The following is a 14246-nucleotide window of genomic DNA, read 5'->3' as shown; positions in this document are numbered from 1 at the left end:
CGTCAAACGGTCCGCGCCGTCCGTCAGTGCCAGACACCCGTGCAAGTCAGGTTCACGCCCCCATGACCTATCGCGCCCCCGTCGAGGAGATGGTCTTCACGCTCCGCCATGTGGCCGGGCTCGATGCGGTGCTGGCCGAGGGAGGGAGCGATCTCGCGCCCGAGGACGCGATCGCGATCCTGGAGGAGGCGGGCCGGTTCGCCGCCGGCGTGATCGCGCCGCTCAACCGCGCGGGCGACCGGCACGGCACGCCGTTCTCGGAGGGCGCCGTCACCACCCCGCCGGGCTGGGCGGCGGCCTACCGGGCCTTCGTCGCGGGCGGCTGGAACGGCGTGCTGGCTTCCCCCGAGCATGGCGGCCAGGGCCTGCCGCACCTCGTCGCGGCGGCCTGCACCGAGATGTGGAACGGGGCGAACCTCGCCTTCGGCCTGTGCCCGCTGCTGACGGCGGGCGGCATCGAGGCGCTCGCCGCCCACGGCTCCGACGACCTCAAGGGCCGCTACCTCGAAAAGCTGGTCTCGGGCGCGTGGACCGCCACGATGAACCTGACCGAGCCGCAGGCCGGCTCGGACCTCTCCGGCTTGCGCACCCGCGCCGAGCCGAACGGCGACGGCAGCTACCGGATCACGGGCGCCAAGATCTACATCACCTACGGCGAGCACGATCTTGCCGACAACATCTGCCACCTCGTGCTGGCCCGCCTCAAGGACGCGCCCGCGGGCACGCGGGGCATCTCGCTGTTCCTCGTGCCGAAGGTGCTCCCCGACGGGGCGCGCAACGACCTGCGGTGTTCGGGAATCGAGCACAAGCTCGGCATCCACGCCTCGCCCACCTGCTCCATGGCCTTCGGCGATGGCGGCGGCGCCACCGGCTGGCTGATCGGCGAGGAGAACCGGGGCCTGGCCTGCATGTTCACGATGATGAACTCGGCCCGGCTCAATGTCGGGCTGCAGGGCGTCGGCGTGGCCGAGGCCGCGACCCAGAAGGCGTTGGACTACGCCCGCGAGCGCCGCCAGGGCCGGGCGCCCGGCGCCGCGGAGCCCGTCAGCGCCATCGCGGCGCATGCCGACGTGCAGCGCATGCTCCTGACCATGAAGGCCTACACGGCGGCCTCGCGCGGGATCTGCTACCTCACGGCGCAGGCTCTCGACGCGGCCCACGGTCCGGAGGGCAGAACGGCCTACGACCGCGCCTCGCTGCTGACGCCGGTGGCGAAAGCCTTCGCCACCGACATCGCCAACGAGGTGACCTCGCTCGGTGTGCAGGTCCACGGCGGCATGGGCTTCGTCGAGGAGACCGGCGCGGCCCAGCTCATGCGCGACGCCCGCATCCTCGGCATCTACGAGGGCACCAACGGCATCCAGGCGATCGACCTCGTCACCCGCAAGCTGCCGCTGAACGGCGGCACCACGGTGGGCGCGCAGATCGCCGCGATCCGGCGGGTGGCGGAAGGCCTCCTCAAGGACGGCAACCCCGGCTTCGGCCACGCGGCGGCGCGCCTGCGCGAGGGGATTTCCAGCCTCGACCGCGCCACGGGCTTCCTGCTCAAGGCGCTGGGCTCGAACCGGCCACAGGACGCGCTGCCCGGCGCCACGCCCTACCTGCGCCTGTTCGGCCTCGTGCAGGGCGCGGCCTGCCTCGCGCAAGCCGGGCTCGCCTCGAGCGCGGCCCTGACAGCCGGCGAGACCGATCCGGCGCATGCCGCCCGCATCGCGCTCGCCCGCTTCTTCGCCGAGAACCTGCTGCCGGCCGCCTCCGGCCTCGAACAGGCGATCCTCACCGGCGGGAGTTTTGCCGACGATCCGGCCTTCGCGCTGGCCGGGTGAGGGGAGGGTGGCCCCTCACGGGCGCCGTCAGATCGCCGCCGCCGGATCCTCGTCGGCGCTGCGCTCCGCGCGCTCGCGGCGCGGGCGGCGCTCCATCAGGGCGCGGCCGATGGCCCGCAACGGGGCTGTGAGGCGGCGGGCATCCTCGGCGCGCTCCATGAAGGTCTCGCCGCGGCGGATTTCCCGGTCGAGCTTGGCCATGGTGCGGGCCAGCGCCGGATCGTCGTCGTCGAGCCAGACCTCGACGGTGCGGGCGAAGGCCACCACCGTGCCCTGGATCTTGATCCGCCCCAGCGGCCCCTCAGTGTCGATCCCGGCCGCCGCCAGCATGTAGCGGTGCGAGTTGAGGGCCACGCCGTTGAGCGCCAGCATCGACAGCGGGTCGCCGCGCAGGGCGAACGAAATGCGCCGCAGGGCCGGCTTGTAAGGGGTCATCGCATCGAGGCGGCGCATCAGCACGTCGAACAGGCGCTCGCGGGCCGGCTCGTCGGCGAGATCGCTCGAATCGCCCTCCAGCACCGCCCGGTCGATGAGCCGCGACAGGCCGCCGAGCACCGCGCCCTTCGACGGGAACAGCTCGCGCAATTCGGCGAGCGAGAGATCGGCCTCGCGGGCGATGTCGCCGATCTCGATGTCGTTCCAGGGCTGTTCGGCGGCGAGCCGCATCAGCGCCTCGACCGCGGCCTCCCGCGGGTTCGGCTTGGCGTGGGACTCGGACGCGGCGGTCTGCTTCGCCTGACCGGTCTTGGCGCCAGCCTTGGCACCGGATTTCGGGGCGCCGGATCGGGGCTCGCCGGTCTCTTTCATGGGATCAGGCTCCGTGTCTTGCTTCGCCTTCCATGTAGGTGCCGCTCCGCGGGCTTGAAGCGTTGTCCGCCTCACCCGGACAATTCGCCCGCCCGGCGCCGGTTGGCCTCGACCGCCTCGTCCATGAGATCGGGCAGGCCGCCGTCCCGCATCAGCACCGCGAGCGCCGCCGCGGTGGTGCCGCCCGGCGAGGTCACGTCCTTGCGCAGTTGCGCCGAGGAGCGCGGATCGGCCTCGAGCAGCGCGCCGGCGCCGGCCACGGTGGCGCGGGCGAGATTCTGGGCGAGGTCGGCCGGCAGGCCCGCCTTGATCCCGGCTTCGGCCAGGGCTTCGGCCAGCAGGAACACGTATGCCGGCCCTGAGCCCGAGACGGCGGTGAGCGCGTCGATCAACGCCTCGTCCTCGAGCCAGGCGACGAGGCCGGCACGGGCGAGCAGGGCGTCGGCGGCCGCGCGCTGGCCCGCATCGACCTCGGGGCTCGCCACCGCGCCGGTGGCGCCCCGGCCGATGCTGGCCGGGAGATTGGGCATCGAGCGCACCACCGCGCGGGCGCCGGGCAGGCGGCGCTTGAGGTCCGCGATGGTCTTGCCGGCGAGGATCGAGACGACGAGCGTGGCCTCGCCGATCCAGGGGGCGAGCGAGGGCGCGGCGGCCTCCAACCCCTGCGGCTTGAAGCCCAGCACCAGGGTGCCGGCGGGCTCGGGCCGGTCCGGGTTGAGCCGGATGCCGCGTGTCGCGCAGAGTTCGGCGATCTCGGGGGAGGGAAGCGGATCGACGATGACCGTGGCGTGGGGATCGAGCCCGCCCGCGAGCCAGCCCTGCAACAGGGCGCCGCCCATCTTGCCGGCGCCGACGAGGACGAGCGGGGTGGGCAGGGCGGCGAGAGAGCCGGAAAGGGGAGCGGGCGTGTCCGTCATGCCCCCTCGATCCCACCGGATCGGAAAAGGATCAAGCCTCGCCTTCTGTCTCGAACAGAACCGCGTCGAGGGCCTCGCGGGCGGACTTGCCGGCCCAGAGCACGAACTGGAACGCCTGGTAGTAGCGCTCGCAGGCGTCGGTGGAGGCCTTCATCAGGGCCGCGCACTGGCCTTGCGTCGGGGCGAGGCCGTCGTTGAGCAGGAGCGAGTGGCGGAACATCACCACGCTGTCGGACGACCACAGGTCGAAATGGCCGATCCAGAGCTGCTCGTTCACCAGCGAGACGAGGCGCAGCATCTCCGCGCGGCGGCGCTCCGGCACCTTCAGGTCGAAGGCGGCGGCGACATGCAGGGCCTCGACCTCCTCGATCCACGTGAAGGCGACGTGGTACTCGGCCCAGCGCCCCGAGACCGACACCGACATCTCGTCGGTCTCGATGCGGTCGAAGATCCAGTCACGCAGGGAAGCGAGACGCTCGACCACGTCGATCGGGTGCTCGGACCGGTCGTTGTCTTCGATGAGGCTGAGCTGGGTCATGGTGATCCACGTTGTCGGCACGGTCGGACCAAGTCCGATCGGGCCGGCGGGCAAAGCAGGGCCGTGGCGGAACCCGGACGAGTTCCGTCATGCTCCGTCCTGCGGAGGGTTTCGGTCGGATTTCATGGTCGCCCCGCGGTCCGGTCGGTCTGTCCCGACGGGGCGAATCGTCTTGTGACTTGGTTATAGCCCGCAGCCCCGGCGGGCTTCAAAGCGTCGCCTCGGCATCAGCGGTGGGCAACAAGCGCTTTCCACCGCTGCTTCCTGTGCAAAGAAAATTCGAATCCGGACGGTGTTGCCGCGCGCCGACACGCGAATCGGGGCGAAGCGACAGGGGGAGAATCGAGGAAAAGGCTCCCGGTTTCCCTCTGCCGCGGCGGCCGGGCGCCAAAAATCAGACCGCTTCGGTGCTACCCGCGGTGCCGGCTTCCGCGCCGAGCCGGGCTTCGAGCGCGGTGACGCGGGCGGCCAGTGCGTCGTTCTGGCTGCGCAGGGCCGCGACGAGATCGCGCAGCACGTCGACCTCCTCGCGAGTGGCGACGTCCATGTCGCGGATCAGGCGCTCGGCCTGTCCCTTGATCAGGGTCTCGGCCTCGCGGCGCACCCCCTGGGCCGCCCCGGCGGCGTCGGTGAACAGCCGGGCGACGTCGTCGAAGAGGCGGTTCGGGCTCTGCATGGGGTTCTCCTCCCGGGCCCGAGGGTGTCCGGGCGCGTCGTCCGACATAAGAATCCACGGGCGGCGGGGCAATCGAAGGACCTCGCTCCGTTGCGGCATGTGTCTGTTCGGCGCCGCCGAAAAGCACAGTTACAATCCTCCTCGCACCCCCGCTTCCGGCGCGGACGCAAGCAGGCCTAAGACTCTCCCCGCCATGAGCGCGAACGCCCCCACCCCCCACATCCTCGTCGTCGAGGACGATCGCGAGATCTCTGCGCTGGTCGCCCGCTACCTGCGGGCCAACGAGTGCCGCGTCAGCGTGGCCGGGGACGGGCGCGAGATGGACCGGGTGCTGGCGGATGCCCGCGTCGATCTGATCGTCCTCGACCTGATGCTGCCGGGCGAGGACGGCCTCAGCCTGTGCCGGCGCCTGCGGGCGTCCTCCCAGGTGCCGATCCTGATGCTCACGGCGAAATCCGAAGAGATCGACCGGATCGTCGGGCTTGAGATCGGCGCCGACGATTATCTCGGCAAGCCGTTCAACCCGCGCGAACTCCTGGCGCGCATCCGCGCGATCCTGCGGCGGAAGGGGGCCGAGCCGCAGGACGGCGACGGGGTGCGCCGCTTCCACTTCGCCGGCTGGACGCTGGATGCGGGCCTGCGCCAGGTGCTGAGCCCGGAAGGGGCGCGCCTCTCGATCACGGGCGCGGAGTTCGACTTGCTTCACGCGCTGTGCCTGCGGCCGGGCCGCGTGCTGTCGCGCGACCAGCTTCTCGATCTCACCCAGGGGCGGGCGGCGGGGCCGTTCGAGCGCAGCATCGACGTGCTGGTCTCGCGCATCCGCCAGAAGATCGAGCGCGATCCGCGCAACCCCGAGATCATCCGCACCATCCGCTCCGGCGGCTACCTGTTCGCCCCGGAGATCGCCCGCTCATGAGCGCCCCCCGCGGTTCCGCCGTCGCCGTGCCTCCGGCGGAGACCGCTCCGCGGCGGCGGCGATCGCTTCCGCGCCGGTTGCCTTGGCCGCGTCCGAAGAGCGCGGCGGGTCAGATCGCGCTCCTCGTCGTGGCGGCGATGCTGGCCGCGCACGTCCTCGCCACCGTCGCGGTGATCGCCCTGCGCGAGCCCTGGCGGGCGGACGGACGGCCCGGCGTCGCCGCGACCCGGCTCGCGACCGTGGCCCGTTTGATGGATGCCGCCGCGCCCTCCGAGCGCGCGGCGATCCTGCGCGCGGGCGCCCGCACCCTGCCGACGCTTCGCATCGCCCCCTGGGACGGGGAGCCGCCGCCGGCCGAGGCGAAAGGGCAGGTCAATGGGCAGGCCAATGGGCCGGCACAGGAGCAGCTCATCGCCCACCATCCCCTGGTCGAGCGGCTGGTGGACGGGTTCGGACGCGGCCTCGTCCTGACCGATCTCGCGCCCGAGGGGCACGAATCCGGCTTCCTCCAACTCGGCCTCGCCACGCCCGCGGGCGCGCGGCTGCGGGCGACGCTCCCCGACGACAACCCGCGCCCGCCGATCGGGCAGGGCGCCCTGATCTTCACCTTCGTCTTCCTCGGCGTCAGCCTGCTGCTGCTGTTGTTCTGGGCGACCCGGGCGCTGACCGCGCCGCTGGCCGGTCTCGCCGCGGCGGCCGAGGCCTTCGGCACCGCCGAGGAGGCGCCGCCCCTGCCCAGGCGCGGCCCGGAGGAGGTGCTGGCGCTCGCTCGGGCGCTCGACCGGATGCGCGCCCGCGTGCTGCGCCTCCTCGACGACCGTACCCAGATGCTGGCGGCGATCAGCCACGACCTGCGCACGCCGATCACGCGGCTTCGCCTGCGCGCCGAGTTCATCGAGGACGAGCGCGCCCGCGAGATGACCCTGCGCGACCTCGACCAGATGAACGGCCTCGTCGAATCTGCGCTCTCCTACGTCCGGGACGGGCAGGGCGGGGCGAGCGAGGGCGAGCCGACGCTGATCGACCTCGCCTCCGTGGTCCAGACCGTCTGCGACGGCTTCTCCGACATCGGCGCGGCGGTGAGCCTGGAGCGCAGCCGCCACGTCCTCGTGCGCGGCCGGCCCGACGACCTGCAGCGGGCGCTCACCAACCTCGTCGACAACGCCGTGAAGTATGGCGGCGGTGCCCGCATCCTGATGGGGCCGTCAGGGCAGGGGAGCCGGCCCGGCGTCGCCGTGGAGGTGCTGGACGACGGCCCCGGCATCCCGGAGGCCGAGCGCGATGCGATGCTCCAGCCCTTCGTGCGCGGCGACCGCGCGCGCAATCTCAACGCGGCCACCGGCTTCGGGCTGGGCCTGTCGATCGTGCTCGCCATCGTCGAGGGCCATGGCGGGCGTCTGACCCTGGAGAACCGGGAGGAGGGCGGCAAGGTCGTCGGATTGTGCGCCCGCATCGAATTGCCGCTCGCCGCCTCCAGCCGGCCGGCCGAGGGCCGGTCGGAAACAGTCTGAAACCATTTCGCCCCGGCGCGGCAACGCTCCGTTAAGCACGTGCGGCTCTCCTGGCGGCATCCGGCGTGGGAAAAACTCCCGCGCCGGATGCGCCCGCCGCCCGCACCGGGAGAGTCTGCCGTGACCGCGATTTCAGGAAGCACCGCCGCGCACATCGTTCGCCCGCCGCACGGCGGCCGCGAGCGGATCGACGACCGCCTCGAACAGGGCGTCTCCTCCGGGACGATCAGCGCCACCGACGCGACGGCGCTGAGTTCGGCGCTCGATTCGATCGATGACAGCCTGTCCTCGGACAGCACCGGCAGCACGGGTTCGTCGGCCCGCGCCGCCCGCCCCGACCCGGCGGCGATGAAGGACAGGATCGACGGCCTCATCGCCGATCAGGTCAGCGCCGGCACGCTCACCAGCGATCAGGCCGACACGCTGAAAGCCCTGTTCTCGGGCGGCGGCGACGAGGCGAGGGGACCGGACGGCCCCGGAGGTCCGGGTGGTCCGGGCGGCCCGCCCCCGTCCGGCGCGGCGGGCAGCGGCGACACCAGCGACAGCGCCGCGAGCGATGGGAACGCGGCGGCCTCCAAGCTGATCTCGGACTTCCTGAGTCAGCTTCAGTCGAGCCTCGGCACCGGCGGCGGATACGGCGCGACCGGCGCGTCGAGCGGCAGCCGCACGGCGACGAGCCTCGTCATGGATTTCGACGCCTGAGCCCGTTTCGGGCGATCCGCGGTCATCGCCGCGCCTCCCCGCCGATGCGGTCGTGCCGCAGAGGGGGAGACGCGCGCGTCAACCGGCCTCGGCACGCTCCAGAAACGCCGCGTAGGCCGTCGTCACCGCGCCGGGCCGCTCGAAATGCGGGAAGGCGCCGGTCGGCAATCGGAGAACCGTCCAGTTCGGGCGGCCCACGACCTCGCCGACATGGCGGTAATCGACGAAGTCGCCCCGCGCGCCGTGGACCATGAAGACCGGGAGCCGCAAGGCCTCGTAGACCCGCGTGGTGTCGTCCGGGAACAGGTAGCCTGAAATGAACGAGAACGGCGCGTGCTCGGCGCCGGGCTGGTGGGCCGAGAGCTGATCGTAGGCGAGCAGCCCCTCGTCGATGTCGCGGCTGCCCCAGGTCTTTTCGAGGAAGAAGCGCATGCTGGGCGCGCTCACCAGCGCGTCGAAGAGCGGGCGGCCCCAGAGCGGGAAGGCGGTGAGCTGCCGGGCCCATTCCTTGCCGCGATGGCGGTCGAGCGGGCCGTCGCCGGAGAGGCGGGCGTCGAACCCGGTCGGGCTGATCAGGCCGAGGGTGGCAAACAGCGCCGGCCGGTCGAGGGCGGCCCGCGCGAGGTACGCGCAGGACAGGGACAGGGCGATGGCATCGACCGGAACGCCGCCGTGCCGGGCTGAAATCTCGGCCGCTGCGTCGAGGATCGCGTCGGCCATGAGGCGGGGCGTGTAGATGCGGTTCTTTCGCTCGGACGAGCCGAAGCCCGGCAGTTCGAGGGCGTAGACCGGACGCGACTCGTAAAAGTGCTCGTAGAGCGGCCGGACCTCGTAGGCGTTGGCCGCGGCGTTGATCGAATGGATCAGCAGCAGCGGTCGCCCGGCCCGCGCATCCGCCGCGTAGAGGCCGACCTCGCCGGCGCGGGTGCGCAGGCGCGTGCGCCGCCCCGGCAGGGCCGGGGGCAGCGGGCCGCCGCGGGCGAGGCCGAGATGGCTCCAGGCGATCCAGGCGCCCGCCGCCGCCAGGGGCAGCAGGGCGGCGGCCTTCAAGGCTTGGCCGCGTCCGCCCGATCTCCGTGTCCGATCCACCTGTCTTCTCCGGCCTCGCGATGTCCGGCGACAACGCGAGGCAGCGAAGAGGTTTCCGTCAGGCCGAAGCCAGCGGCTTCGACACGTCCTCCAGCGACTTGCCCTCGGCCGCGGTGGCGTAGATCCCGCCGACCACCGCCGCGACCGCCATCAAGGCGGCGCCGATGAGGTAGCCGACCAGCACCCAGTCCCGCGAGCCGGTCTCGACCAGCGTGCCGAACAGGAGCGGGCCCGACACGCCGCCGATGCCGGTGCCGATGGCGTAGAAGGCGGCGATCGCCAGCGCCCGGATTTCCAGCGGGAAGGTCTCGGCCACCGTGAGGTAGGCGGAACTCGCCGCGGCGGACGCGAAGAAGAACACCACCATCCAGGCCGCGGTCTGGCCCACGGGGCCGAGGACACCGAGCTGAAACAGGTAGCCGACACCGGCCAGAAGCACCGCCGAGATGCCGTAGGTCGCCGCGATCATCGGGCGCCGGCCGACCGTGTCGAACAGACGTCCCAGCAGCACCGGGCCGAGGAAGGAGCCGAGCGCGAAGGGCAGCAGGTACCAGCCGACATCGCCGCCGGGCACGTCGTAGAACCGCTCCAGCACCAGCGCGTAGGTGAAAAACAGGGCGTTGTAGAAGAAGGCCTGGGCGATCATCAGCGCGAGCCCCACCAGCGTCTGGCGGCGGTTCGTCACGAACATCGCGCCGGCCACCTCGGAGAGCGGGGTGTGGCTGCGGACCTTGAGCTTCAGGCGGCGCTTCTCGTCGGGCGGGGGCAGGGTGATGCCCTCATCCGTGAAGCGCTTCTCGATGCCCGACACCACCCGGTCGGCCTCCGCGGCGTAGCCGTGGGTGACGAGCCAGCGCGGGCTCTCGGGGATCCAGGTGCGCAGCAGCAGGATCACGAGGCCGATGCCGCCGCCGACGAAGAAGGCGATGCGCCAGCCCCAGGCCGGATCGATGACTTCCGGGCGCAGCAGCGCGATCGACAGGAACGAGCCCAAAGCCGCGCCGATCCAGAACGAGCCGTTGATGACGAGGTCGGTCCAGCCGCGCACGCGGGCCGGAATCAGCTCCTGGATGGTCGAGTTGATCGCGGTGTACTCGCCGCCGATGCCGGCCCCCGTGAGGAAGCGGAACAGGCAGAAGCTGTAGATATTCCAGGAGAGACCCGTGGCCGCCGTCGCCATCAGGTAGAGGGCCAGCGTGATGAAGAACAGTTTCTTCCGGCCGATCCGGTCGGTGAGCCAGCCGAAGCCGACGGCGCCGGTCACCGCGCCGATCAGGTAGGAACTGGCCGCCAGCCCCACGTCGAACTCGCTGAAGGACATCGGCTCCTTGCGCAGCGCGCCGACCAGCGCGCCGGCGAGCGTCACCTCCAGCCCGTCGAGCACCCAGGTGATGCCGAGCGCGACGATGACGAGGGTGTGGAAGCGGCCGAACGGCAACCGGTCGAGCCGGGCGGAGATGTCGGTCTCGATGACGGTTCCGGCCGCCACCCGCTCGGGCGCCTGCGCGCCGGCCTGACCTTCCACGCGGCTCGTCATTGGGCCCCCGTTTACCGTGAATCCGGACTCTTGTTCGCAACGGCCCACGAGGCGCGGCGCGTATCGGATTCCTGCAACGCTTGAAGGCGCGAAATGGCCCCATTCCCCGGGCCTGCCGCCATGAACTTTTCCGTCATCGGGTTTTCGAGATTCGCCTTCCTCCCGCTCGCTGCGCTGGGCGGGCTCCTCGCCGCCTCGGCTCTGGCCTCGGACCGGCCCGCCTCGGGCGCCGAGCGCTGGACGTTGCGGCCGGTGCGAAGTCCGGAGCCCGCGCCGGCGCTCGTTCCGGTGCTGCGGGGCGTGAAGGCGATCCCGCTCTCGGACCTGCCCGGCGAGCGGCGCTCGGTGCGGGTGATCTATCAGGGCTACGGGCCGGTCGCCGCCGCCTCCGAGCGCTGAGACGGCCCGACCAGCGCGTAGTCCCGCCGCCGCAGCCGCCGCGCGGCGCGGCGATAGGCCGTGGCGGTGCCGGGCCAGAGGGTGCGGTTGCGGCCCTTCCCGTCGAGATACCAGCTGCCGCAGCCGCCGCGCGCCCAGATGCTGTCGGCGAGCCGGGCATCGACCGCGTCGCGGAAGCGCCGTTGCGCCTCCGCGCGCACCTCCAGAGCCCGCCCCGGATTGCTTTTCAGCCACCGCAACGCCTCGAGCACGTGGGCGACCTGCGCCTCGACCATGGCGAGCACCGAGTTGTGGCCGAGGCCGGTATTCGGCCCGAGCAACAGGAACAGGTTCGGAAAGCCGCTCATCGCGAGGCCGTGGAACGCGTCCGCCCCGTCGCGCCACGCCTGCGCCAGGCTCCGCCCGTCGCGGCCGGTGAGGGCGAGGCGGTCGAAGCTGCCCGACGGGGAGAAGCCGGTGGCGAGGATCAGCACGTCGAGGGCGTGTTCGGCCCCGTCCGCCGTGACGATGCCGTGGGGCGTCACGGCCCGGATCGCCTCGGTGACGAGGCTGACATCGGGCCGGGCGAGGGCGGGGTAATAATCGTCCGACAGGAGCACCCGCTTGCAGCCGAGCCGGTAGGACGGCGTCAGCCGCCGCCGCAGATCGGGATCGGGGATCGCGCGCTTCAGGTGCGCGCGGGCGAGGGCTTCCGCCCCCGCGGTCAGCCGCGAGACCCGGGTGAAGCCGAACAGAGCCGTGAGTTCCCGCCGCCAGAACAGGCTCGCCCGGTAGAGCCGGCGCAGGGGGGCGATTCCGAGAAGCGCCTTCGCCAGGGCGCCGTAGGGCCGGTCGTGGCGGGGCAGGATCCAGGGCGGGCTGCGCTGGAACAGGGTGAGATGGGCGGTGCGACCGGCGATTTCCGGCACGATCTGCACCGCGCTCGCCCCCGTTCCGATGACGCCGACGCGTTTCCCCGCAAGGTCGCAGCCGTGGTCCCACGCGGCGGTGTGGAAGCAGGGGCCGGCGAAGCCATCGAGGCCGGGCAGGGCCGGCCGGGCCGGCGCGTGCAGGGCGCCGACCGCGCCGACGAGGATGCGGGCTTCGACCACGCCCCGGTCGGTCTCGACCCGCCACAGGCAGGCCGCTTCGTCGTAGGCGGCGCCGAGAACGGTGGTGCCGAGGCGCAGACGATCCGCCAAGCCGTGCTCGGCGACGAGGTCTCGCAGATAGGCCTGGATCTCCCCCTGGCGGGGAAACAGCCGCGACCAGTCTGAGCGGGGGGCGAAGGACAGGGAGTAGAGATGGGCCGGCACGTCGCTCGCCGCCCCCGGATAGGTGTTGTCCCGCCACGTGCCGCCGATCCGGTCGGCCTTCTCCAGGATCCGAAACCGCGAGAACCCGGCCCGGTCCGCCCGGATCGCCATGGCGAGGCCGGAGAATCCGGCGCCGACGATGACCAGATCGAGCGGCCCCCCGCTCACGCCACCGCCTCCGGGGCCGGCACCGCGTCGAGCGCGCGGCGCAGGAAGACGGCCGCCTCGGTGAGCGAGGCCTGGGCCTCCGGCAAGAAGCTCTCGGCGAGCTGCCAGGCATGGGGCACCACCGGAAACACCCTGAGCGAGACCGGCACGCCCGCGGCGCGGGCCTTGTCCGCCAGCCGCAGGGAATCGTCGCGCAGGATCTCGCGGGCGCCGACATGAATCAGCAACGGCGGAAACCCCGACAGGTCGGCCTCGATCGGCGAGGCGCGGGGATCGGCCGGGTCCGCCCCGTCGAGATAGGCCGGCACCAGCCGGGTCAGCGCCTCGGGGCGAAACATCGCGTCGCGCCGGGCATTCGTGCGGAAGGACGGGCTGCGGCCGACGAGGTCGGTGGCGGGCGAGAACAGGGCGGCCGCAGTTGGCAGCGGCAGGCCGAGGCGGCGCGCCTCGACCAGGGTGGCGAGCGAGAGGTTTCCGCCCGCGGAATCCCCGGCGATGACGGCCGGCCCCCGCGCCGAGAGCGCCCGCCAGGCCGCCGCGCAATCCTCGACGCCCGCCGGAAACGGGTCTTCGGGGGCCAGCCGGTAATCGGGGGCGAACACCCGGAAGCCGGCACGCGCGAAATGGCCGGTGATCGGCCGGTACATCCGGGCCGAGCAGGCGATGAAGCCGCCGCCATGGAGATAGAGCAGGGCAGGGCGCCCCTCCGCTCCGTCCTGCGGCCCGCCCTCGGATTGCGCCCACTCGCCCGGGACGCCGCCGAGTTCGCCGGGCGTGAAGGCGATGCCCAAGGGCGAGGGAAAGGTCTCGCGGTCGAAGGCCCGGCGGATCGCCCCGATGTCGGATTGCCGGCCGACGCGCGCCTTCACGGCCACCCGCACGGCGATGTCGTAGAAATGCGCGCGCAGGCTCGCCATGCTCTTCACGTCTCTCCGACAGTGCGGCGGATCAGGGACCAGTAACGCACCGGCATCAGGCGCTGGATCATGAGGGCGCGCCGCGCGTCCTTGCCGATCACGAGGCGGGGCGCACGGGCCTCGACGCCGCGCAGGATCGCGGCGGCGACGGTTTGCGGGTCCATCGTCAGCAGGCGCTCGAAGGCGGCCAGCCCACGGGCCGCCTCGTCCGGATCGAGGCCGCGGGGGATGCGGGCGCTTTTCGCGATGCGGGTCGCGACCCCGCCCGGATGAACCAGCGTGACGCCGAGCCCGGTGCCCGCGACTTCGTGGGCCAGAGCCTCCGAAAAGCCGCGCACCGCGAACTTGCTCGCCGCATAGGCCGCCTGCCCCGCCGGCGCGACGATGCCGAACACGCTCGACAGGTTGACGATCTGCGCCTGGGGCTCCGCCCGCAGCAGCGGCAGGCAGGCGTGGGTGAGGCGCATCACCGCGTGCAGGTTCACGTCCATCAGCCACGCCACGTCGTCGAGGTCGGTTTCCTCGAACCGCCCGGCGAGCGCCACCCCGGCATTGTTGATCAGCAGCTGGAGCCCGCCGTGGCGGGCTTGCACCGCGGCGGGCAAGGCCGCGATAGCGGCGGCGTCGGTGAGGTCGATGACGTGCTCGCTCACCGCCACGCCCCGGCCGCGGGCGCTCGCCGCCACGAAGGCCAGCCCCGCGCCGTCGCGGTCGGCCAAAGCCAGGGCGCAGCCGCGGTCGGCCAGGGCGAGGCTCAGCGCCGCGCCGATGCCGCTGGCCGCCCCGGTGACAAGGGCGGTGCGGCCCGAAAAGACGAAGCGGGCCGCCATCACGAAGCCTGTCGAGCCTGCGCGGGGCCGCGATGAGGGGAGGGGGATACGGACAGGGCAGGGGCTCCGGCGCGGCAGAGGGTGAGGTCGGGCGAAAGCCCGCTTTCGTCAAGGCGAT

Annotated in this window: 14 protein-coding genes; 5 read left to right on the top strand and 9 right to left on the bottom strand. The window is 72.4% G+C overall.

From position 1 onward, the window contains the following. The first annotated feature begins 62 nt into the window (after positions 1-62). Positions 63-1826: an acyl-CoA dehydrogenase gene (locus tag BM140_RS01010; protein WP_091941064.1), complete on the top strand. Its 1764-nt coding sequence runs from the start codon at positions 63-65 to the stop codon at positions 1824-1826. Between the two features lie 27 nt (positions 1827-1853). Here the strand turns inward: BM140_RS01010 and BM140_RS01005 are convergent, their stop codons facing one another. The 4 genes from BM140_RS01005 to BM140_RS00990 form a co-directional block, all read right to left on the bottom strand. Further along, positions 1854-2633: a TetR family transcriptional regulator gene (locus tag BM140_RS01005; protein WP_091941062.1), complete on the bottom strand. Its 780-nt coding sequence runs from the start codon at positions 2631-2633 to the stop codon at positions 1854-1856. Positions 2634-2704: 71 nt separating this feature from the next. Next, positions 2705-3550 (bottom strand): pyrroline-5-carboxylate reductase, encoded by an 846-nt coding sequence (proC, locus tag BM140_RS01000; RefSeq protein WP_091941060.1) that lies wholly within the window; start codon positions 3548-3550, stop codon positions 2705-2707. Between the two features lie 31 nt (positions 3551-3581). Further along, positions 3582-4088, bottom strand: coding sequence for a type III secretion system chaperone family protein (locus BM140_RS00995; RefSeq protein ID WP_091941058.1), 507 nt, complete (start codon positions 4086-4088; stop codon positions 3582-3584). A 394-nt stretch (positions 4089-4482) separates the two neighbouring features. Next, positions 4483-4764 carry an accessory factor UbiK family protein gene (locus BM140_RS00990; protein WP_091941056.1) on the bottom strand — a complete coding sequence of 94 codons (282 nt, stop codon included), beginning with the start codon at positions 4762-4764 and terminating at the stop codon, positions 4483-4485. 193 nt (positions 4765-4957) lie between these two features. Between BM140_RS00990 and BM140_RS00985 the strand changes: the two genes are divergently transcribed. From BM140_RS00985 to BM140_RS25660, 3 genes are all read left to right on the top strand, one after another. Beyond that, positions 4958-5680 carry a response regulator gene (locus tag BM140_RS00985; protein WP_091941055.1) on the top strand — a complete coding sequence of 241 codons (723 nt, stop codon included), beginning with the start codon at positions 4958-4960 and terminating at the stop codon, positions 5678-5680. Continuing rightward, positions 5677-7191, top strand: a complete 1515-nt coding sequence (locus BM140_RS00980) for an ATP-binding protein (RefSeq protein ID WP_091941053.1) — start codon at positions 5677-5679, stop codon at positions 7189-7191. The genes BM140_RS00985 and BM140_RS00980 overlap by 4 nt, the downstream gene beginning before the upstream one ends. Positions 7192-7311: 120 nt before the next feature. Beyond that, positions 7312-7893 (top strand): hypothetical protein, encoded by a 582-nt coding sequence (locus tag BM140_RS25660; protein WP_165616362.1) that lies wholly within the window; start codon positions 7312-7314, stop codon positions 7891-7893. Positions 7894-7971: 78 nt separating this feature from the next. On the opposite strand, the gene BM140_RS00970 is transcribed toward BM140_RS25660, so the two are convergent. Together BM140_RS00970 and BM140_RS00965 are read right to left on the bottom strand one after the other, a co-directional pair. Continuing rightward, positions 7972-8982 (bottom strand): alpha/beta hydrolase, encoded by a 1011-nt coding sequence (locus BM140_RS00970; protein ID WP_165616361.1) that lies wholly within the window; start codon positions 8980-8982, stop codon positions 7972-7974. A gap of 58 nt (positions 8983-9040) precedes the next feature. Next, positions 9041-10519 (bottom strand): MFS transporter, encoded by a 1479-nt coding sequence (locus BM140_RS00965; RefSeq protein ID WP_091941049.1) that lies wholly within the window; start codon positions 10517-10519, stop codon positions 9041-9043. A 93-nt stretch (positions 10520-10612) separates the two neighbouring features. Between BM140_RS00965 and BM140_RS00960 the strand changes: the two genes are divergently transcribed. After that, entirely contained in the window at positions 10613-10918 is a 306-nt protein-coding gene (locus BM140_RS00960) for a hypothetical protein (protein WP_165616360.1), read from the top strand. Here the strand turns inward: BM140_RS00960 and BM140_RS00955 are convergent. The 3 genes from BM140_RS00955 to BM140_RS00945 are packed head-to-tail and all read right to left on the bottom strand — an operon-like array spanning position 10885 to position 14128. After that, positions 10885-12381: a flavin-containing monooxygenase gene (locus tag BM140_RS00955; protein WP_091941045.1), complete on the bottom strand. Its 1497-nt coding sequence runs from the start codon at positions 12379-12381 to the stop codon at positions 10885-10887. The two genes, BM140_RS00960 and BM140_RS00955, sit on opposite strands and share 34 nt — an antisense overlap. Next, positions 12378-13298, bottom strand: a complete 921-nt coding sequence (locus tag BM140_RS00950; RefSeq protein ID WP_091941705.1) for an alpha/beta hydrolase — start codon at positions 13296-13298, stop codon at positions 12378-12380. Before BM140_RS00950 ends, BM140_RS00955 begins: the two co-directional genes overlap by 4 nt. Before the next feature lie 5 nt (positions 13299-13303). After that, positions 13304-14128 (bottom strand): SDR family NAD(P)-dependent oxidoreductase, encoded by an 825-nt coding sequence (locus BM140_RS00945; protein WP_091941043.1) that lies wholly within the window; start codon positions 14126-14128, stop codon positions 13304-13306. Between the last annotated feature and the right edge of the window lie 118 nt (positions 14129-14246).

It is taken from the genome of Methylorubrum salsuginis (assembly GCF_900114375.1).
Lineage (GTDB): Bacteria > Pseudomonadota > Alphaproteobacteria > Rhizobiales > Beijerinckiaceae > Methylobacterium > Methylobacterium salsuginis.
This window is presented reverse-complemented; position numbering and strand designations above follow the sequence as displayed.

What these genes read in the sequence shown, in the direction of transcription:
- BM140_RS00960 (WP_165616360.1), top strand. Translation starts at nt 10,613, where the DNA reads ATGGCCCCATTCCCCGGGCCTGCCGCCATGAACTTTTCCGTCATCGGG.
- BM140_RS00950 (WP_091941705.1), bottom strand. Translation starts at nt 13,298, where the DNA reads ATGGCGAGCCTGCGCGCGCATTTCTACGACATCGCCGTGCGGGTGGCC.
- proC (WP_091941060.1), bottom strand. Translation starts at nt 3,550, where the DNA reads ATGACGGACACGCCCGCTCCCCTTTCCGGCTCTCTCGCCGCCCTGCCC.
- BM140_RS01005 (WP_091941062.1), bottom strand. Translation starts at nt 2,633, where the DNA reads ATGAAAGAGACCGGCGAGCCCCGATCCGGCGCCCCGAAATCCGGTGCC.
- BM140_RS00965 (WP_091941049.1), bottom strand. Translation starts at nt 10,519, where the DNA reads ATGACGAGCCGCGTGGAAGGTCAGGCCGGCGCGCAGGCGCCCGAGCGG.
- BM140_RS00980 (WP_091941053.1), top strand. Translation starts at nt 5,677, where the DNA reads ATGAGCGCCCCCCGCGGTTCCGCCGTCGCCGTGCCTCCGGCGGAGACC.
- BM140_RS00985 (WP_091941055.1), top strand. Translation starts at nt 4,958, where the DNA reads ATGAGCGCGAACGCCCCCACCCCCCACATCCTCGTCGTCGAGGACGAT.
- BM140_RS00990 (WP_091941056.1), bottom strand. Translation starts at nt 4,764, where the DNA reads ATGCAGAGCCCGAACCGCCTCTTCGACGACGTCGCCCGGCTGTTCACC.
- BM140_RS00945 (WP_091941043.1), bottom strand. Translation starts at nt 14,128, where the DNA reads ATGGCGGCCCGCTTCGTCTTTTCGGGCCGCACCGCCCTTGTCACCGGG.
- BM140_RS01010 (WP_091941064.1), top strand. Translation starts at nt 63, where the DNA reads ATGACCTATCGCGCCCCCGTCGAGGAGATGGTCTTCACGCTCCGCCAT.
- BM140_RS00995 (WP_091941058.1), bottom strand. Translation starts at nt 4,088, where the DNA reads ATGACCCAGCTCAGCCTCATCGAAGACAACGACCGGTCCGAGCACCCG.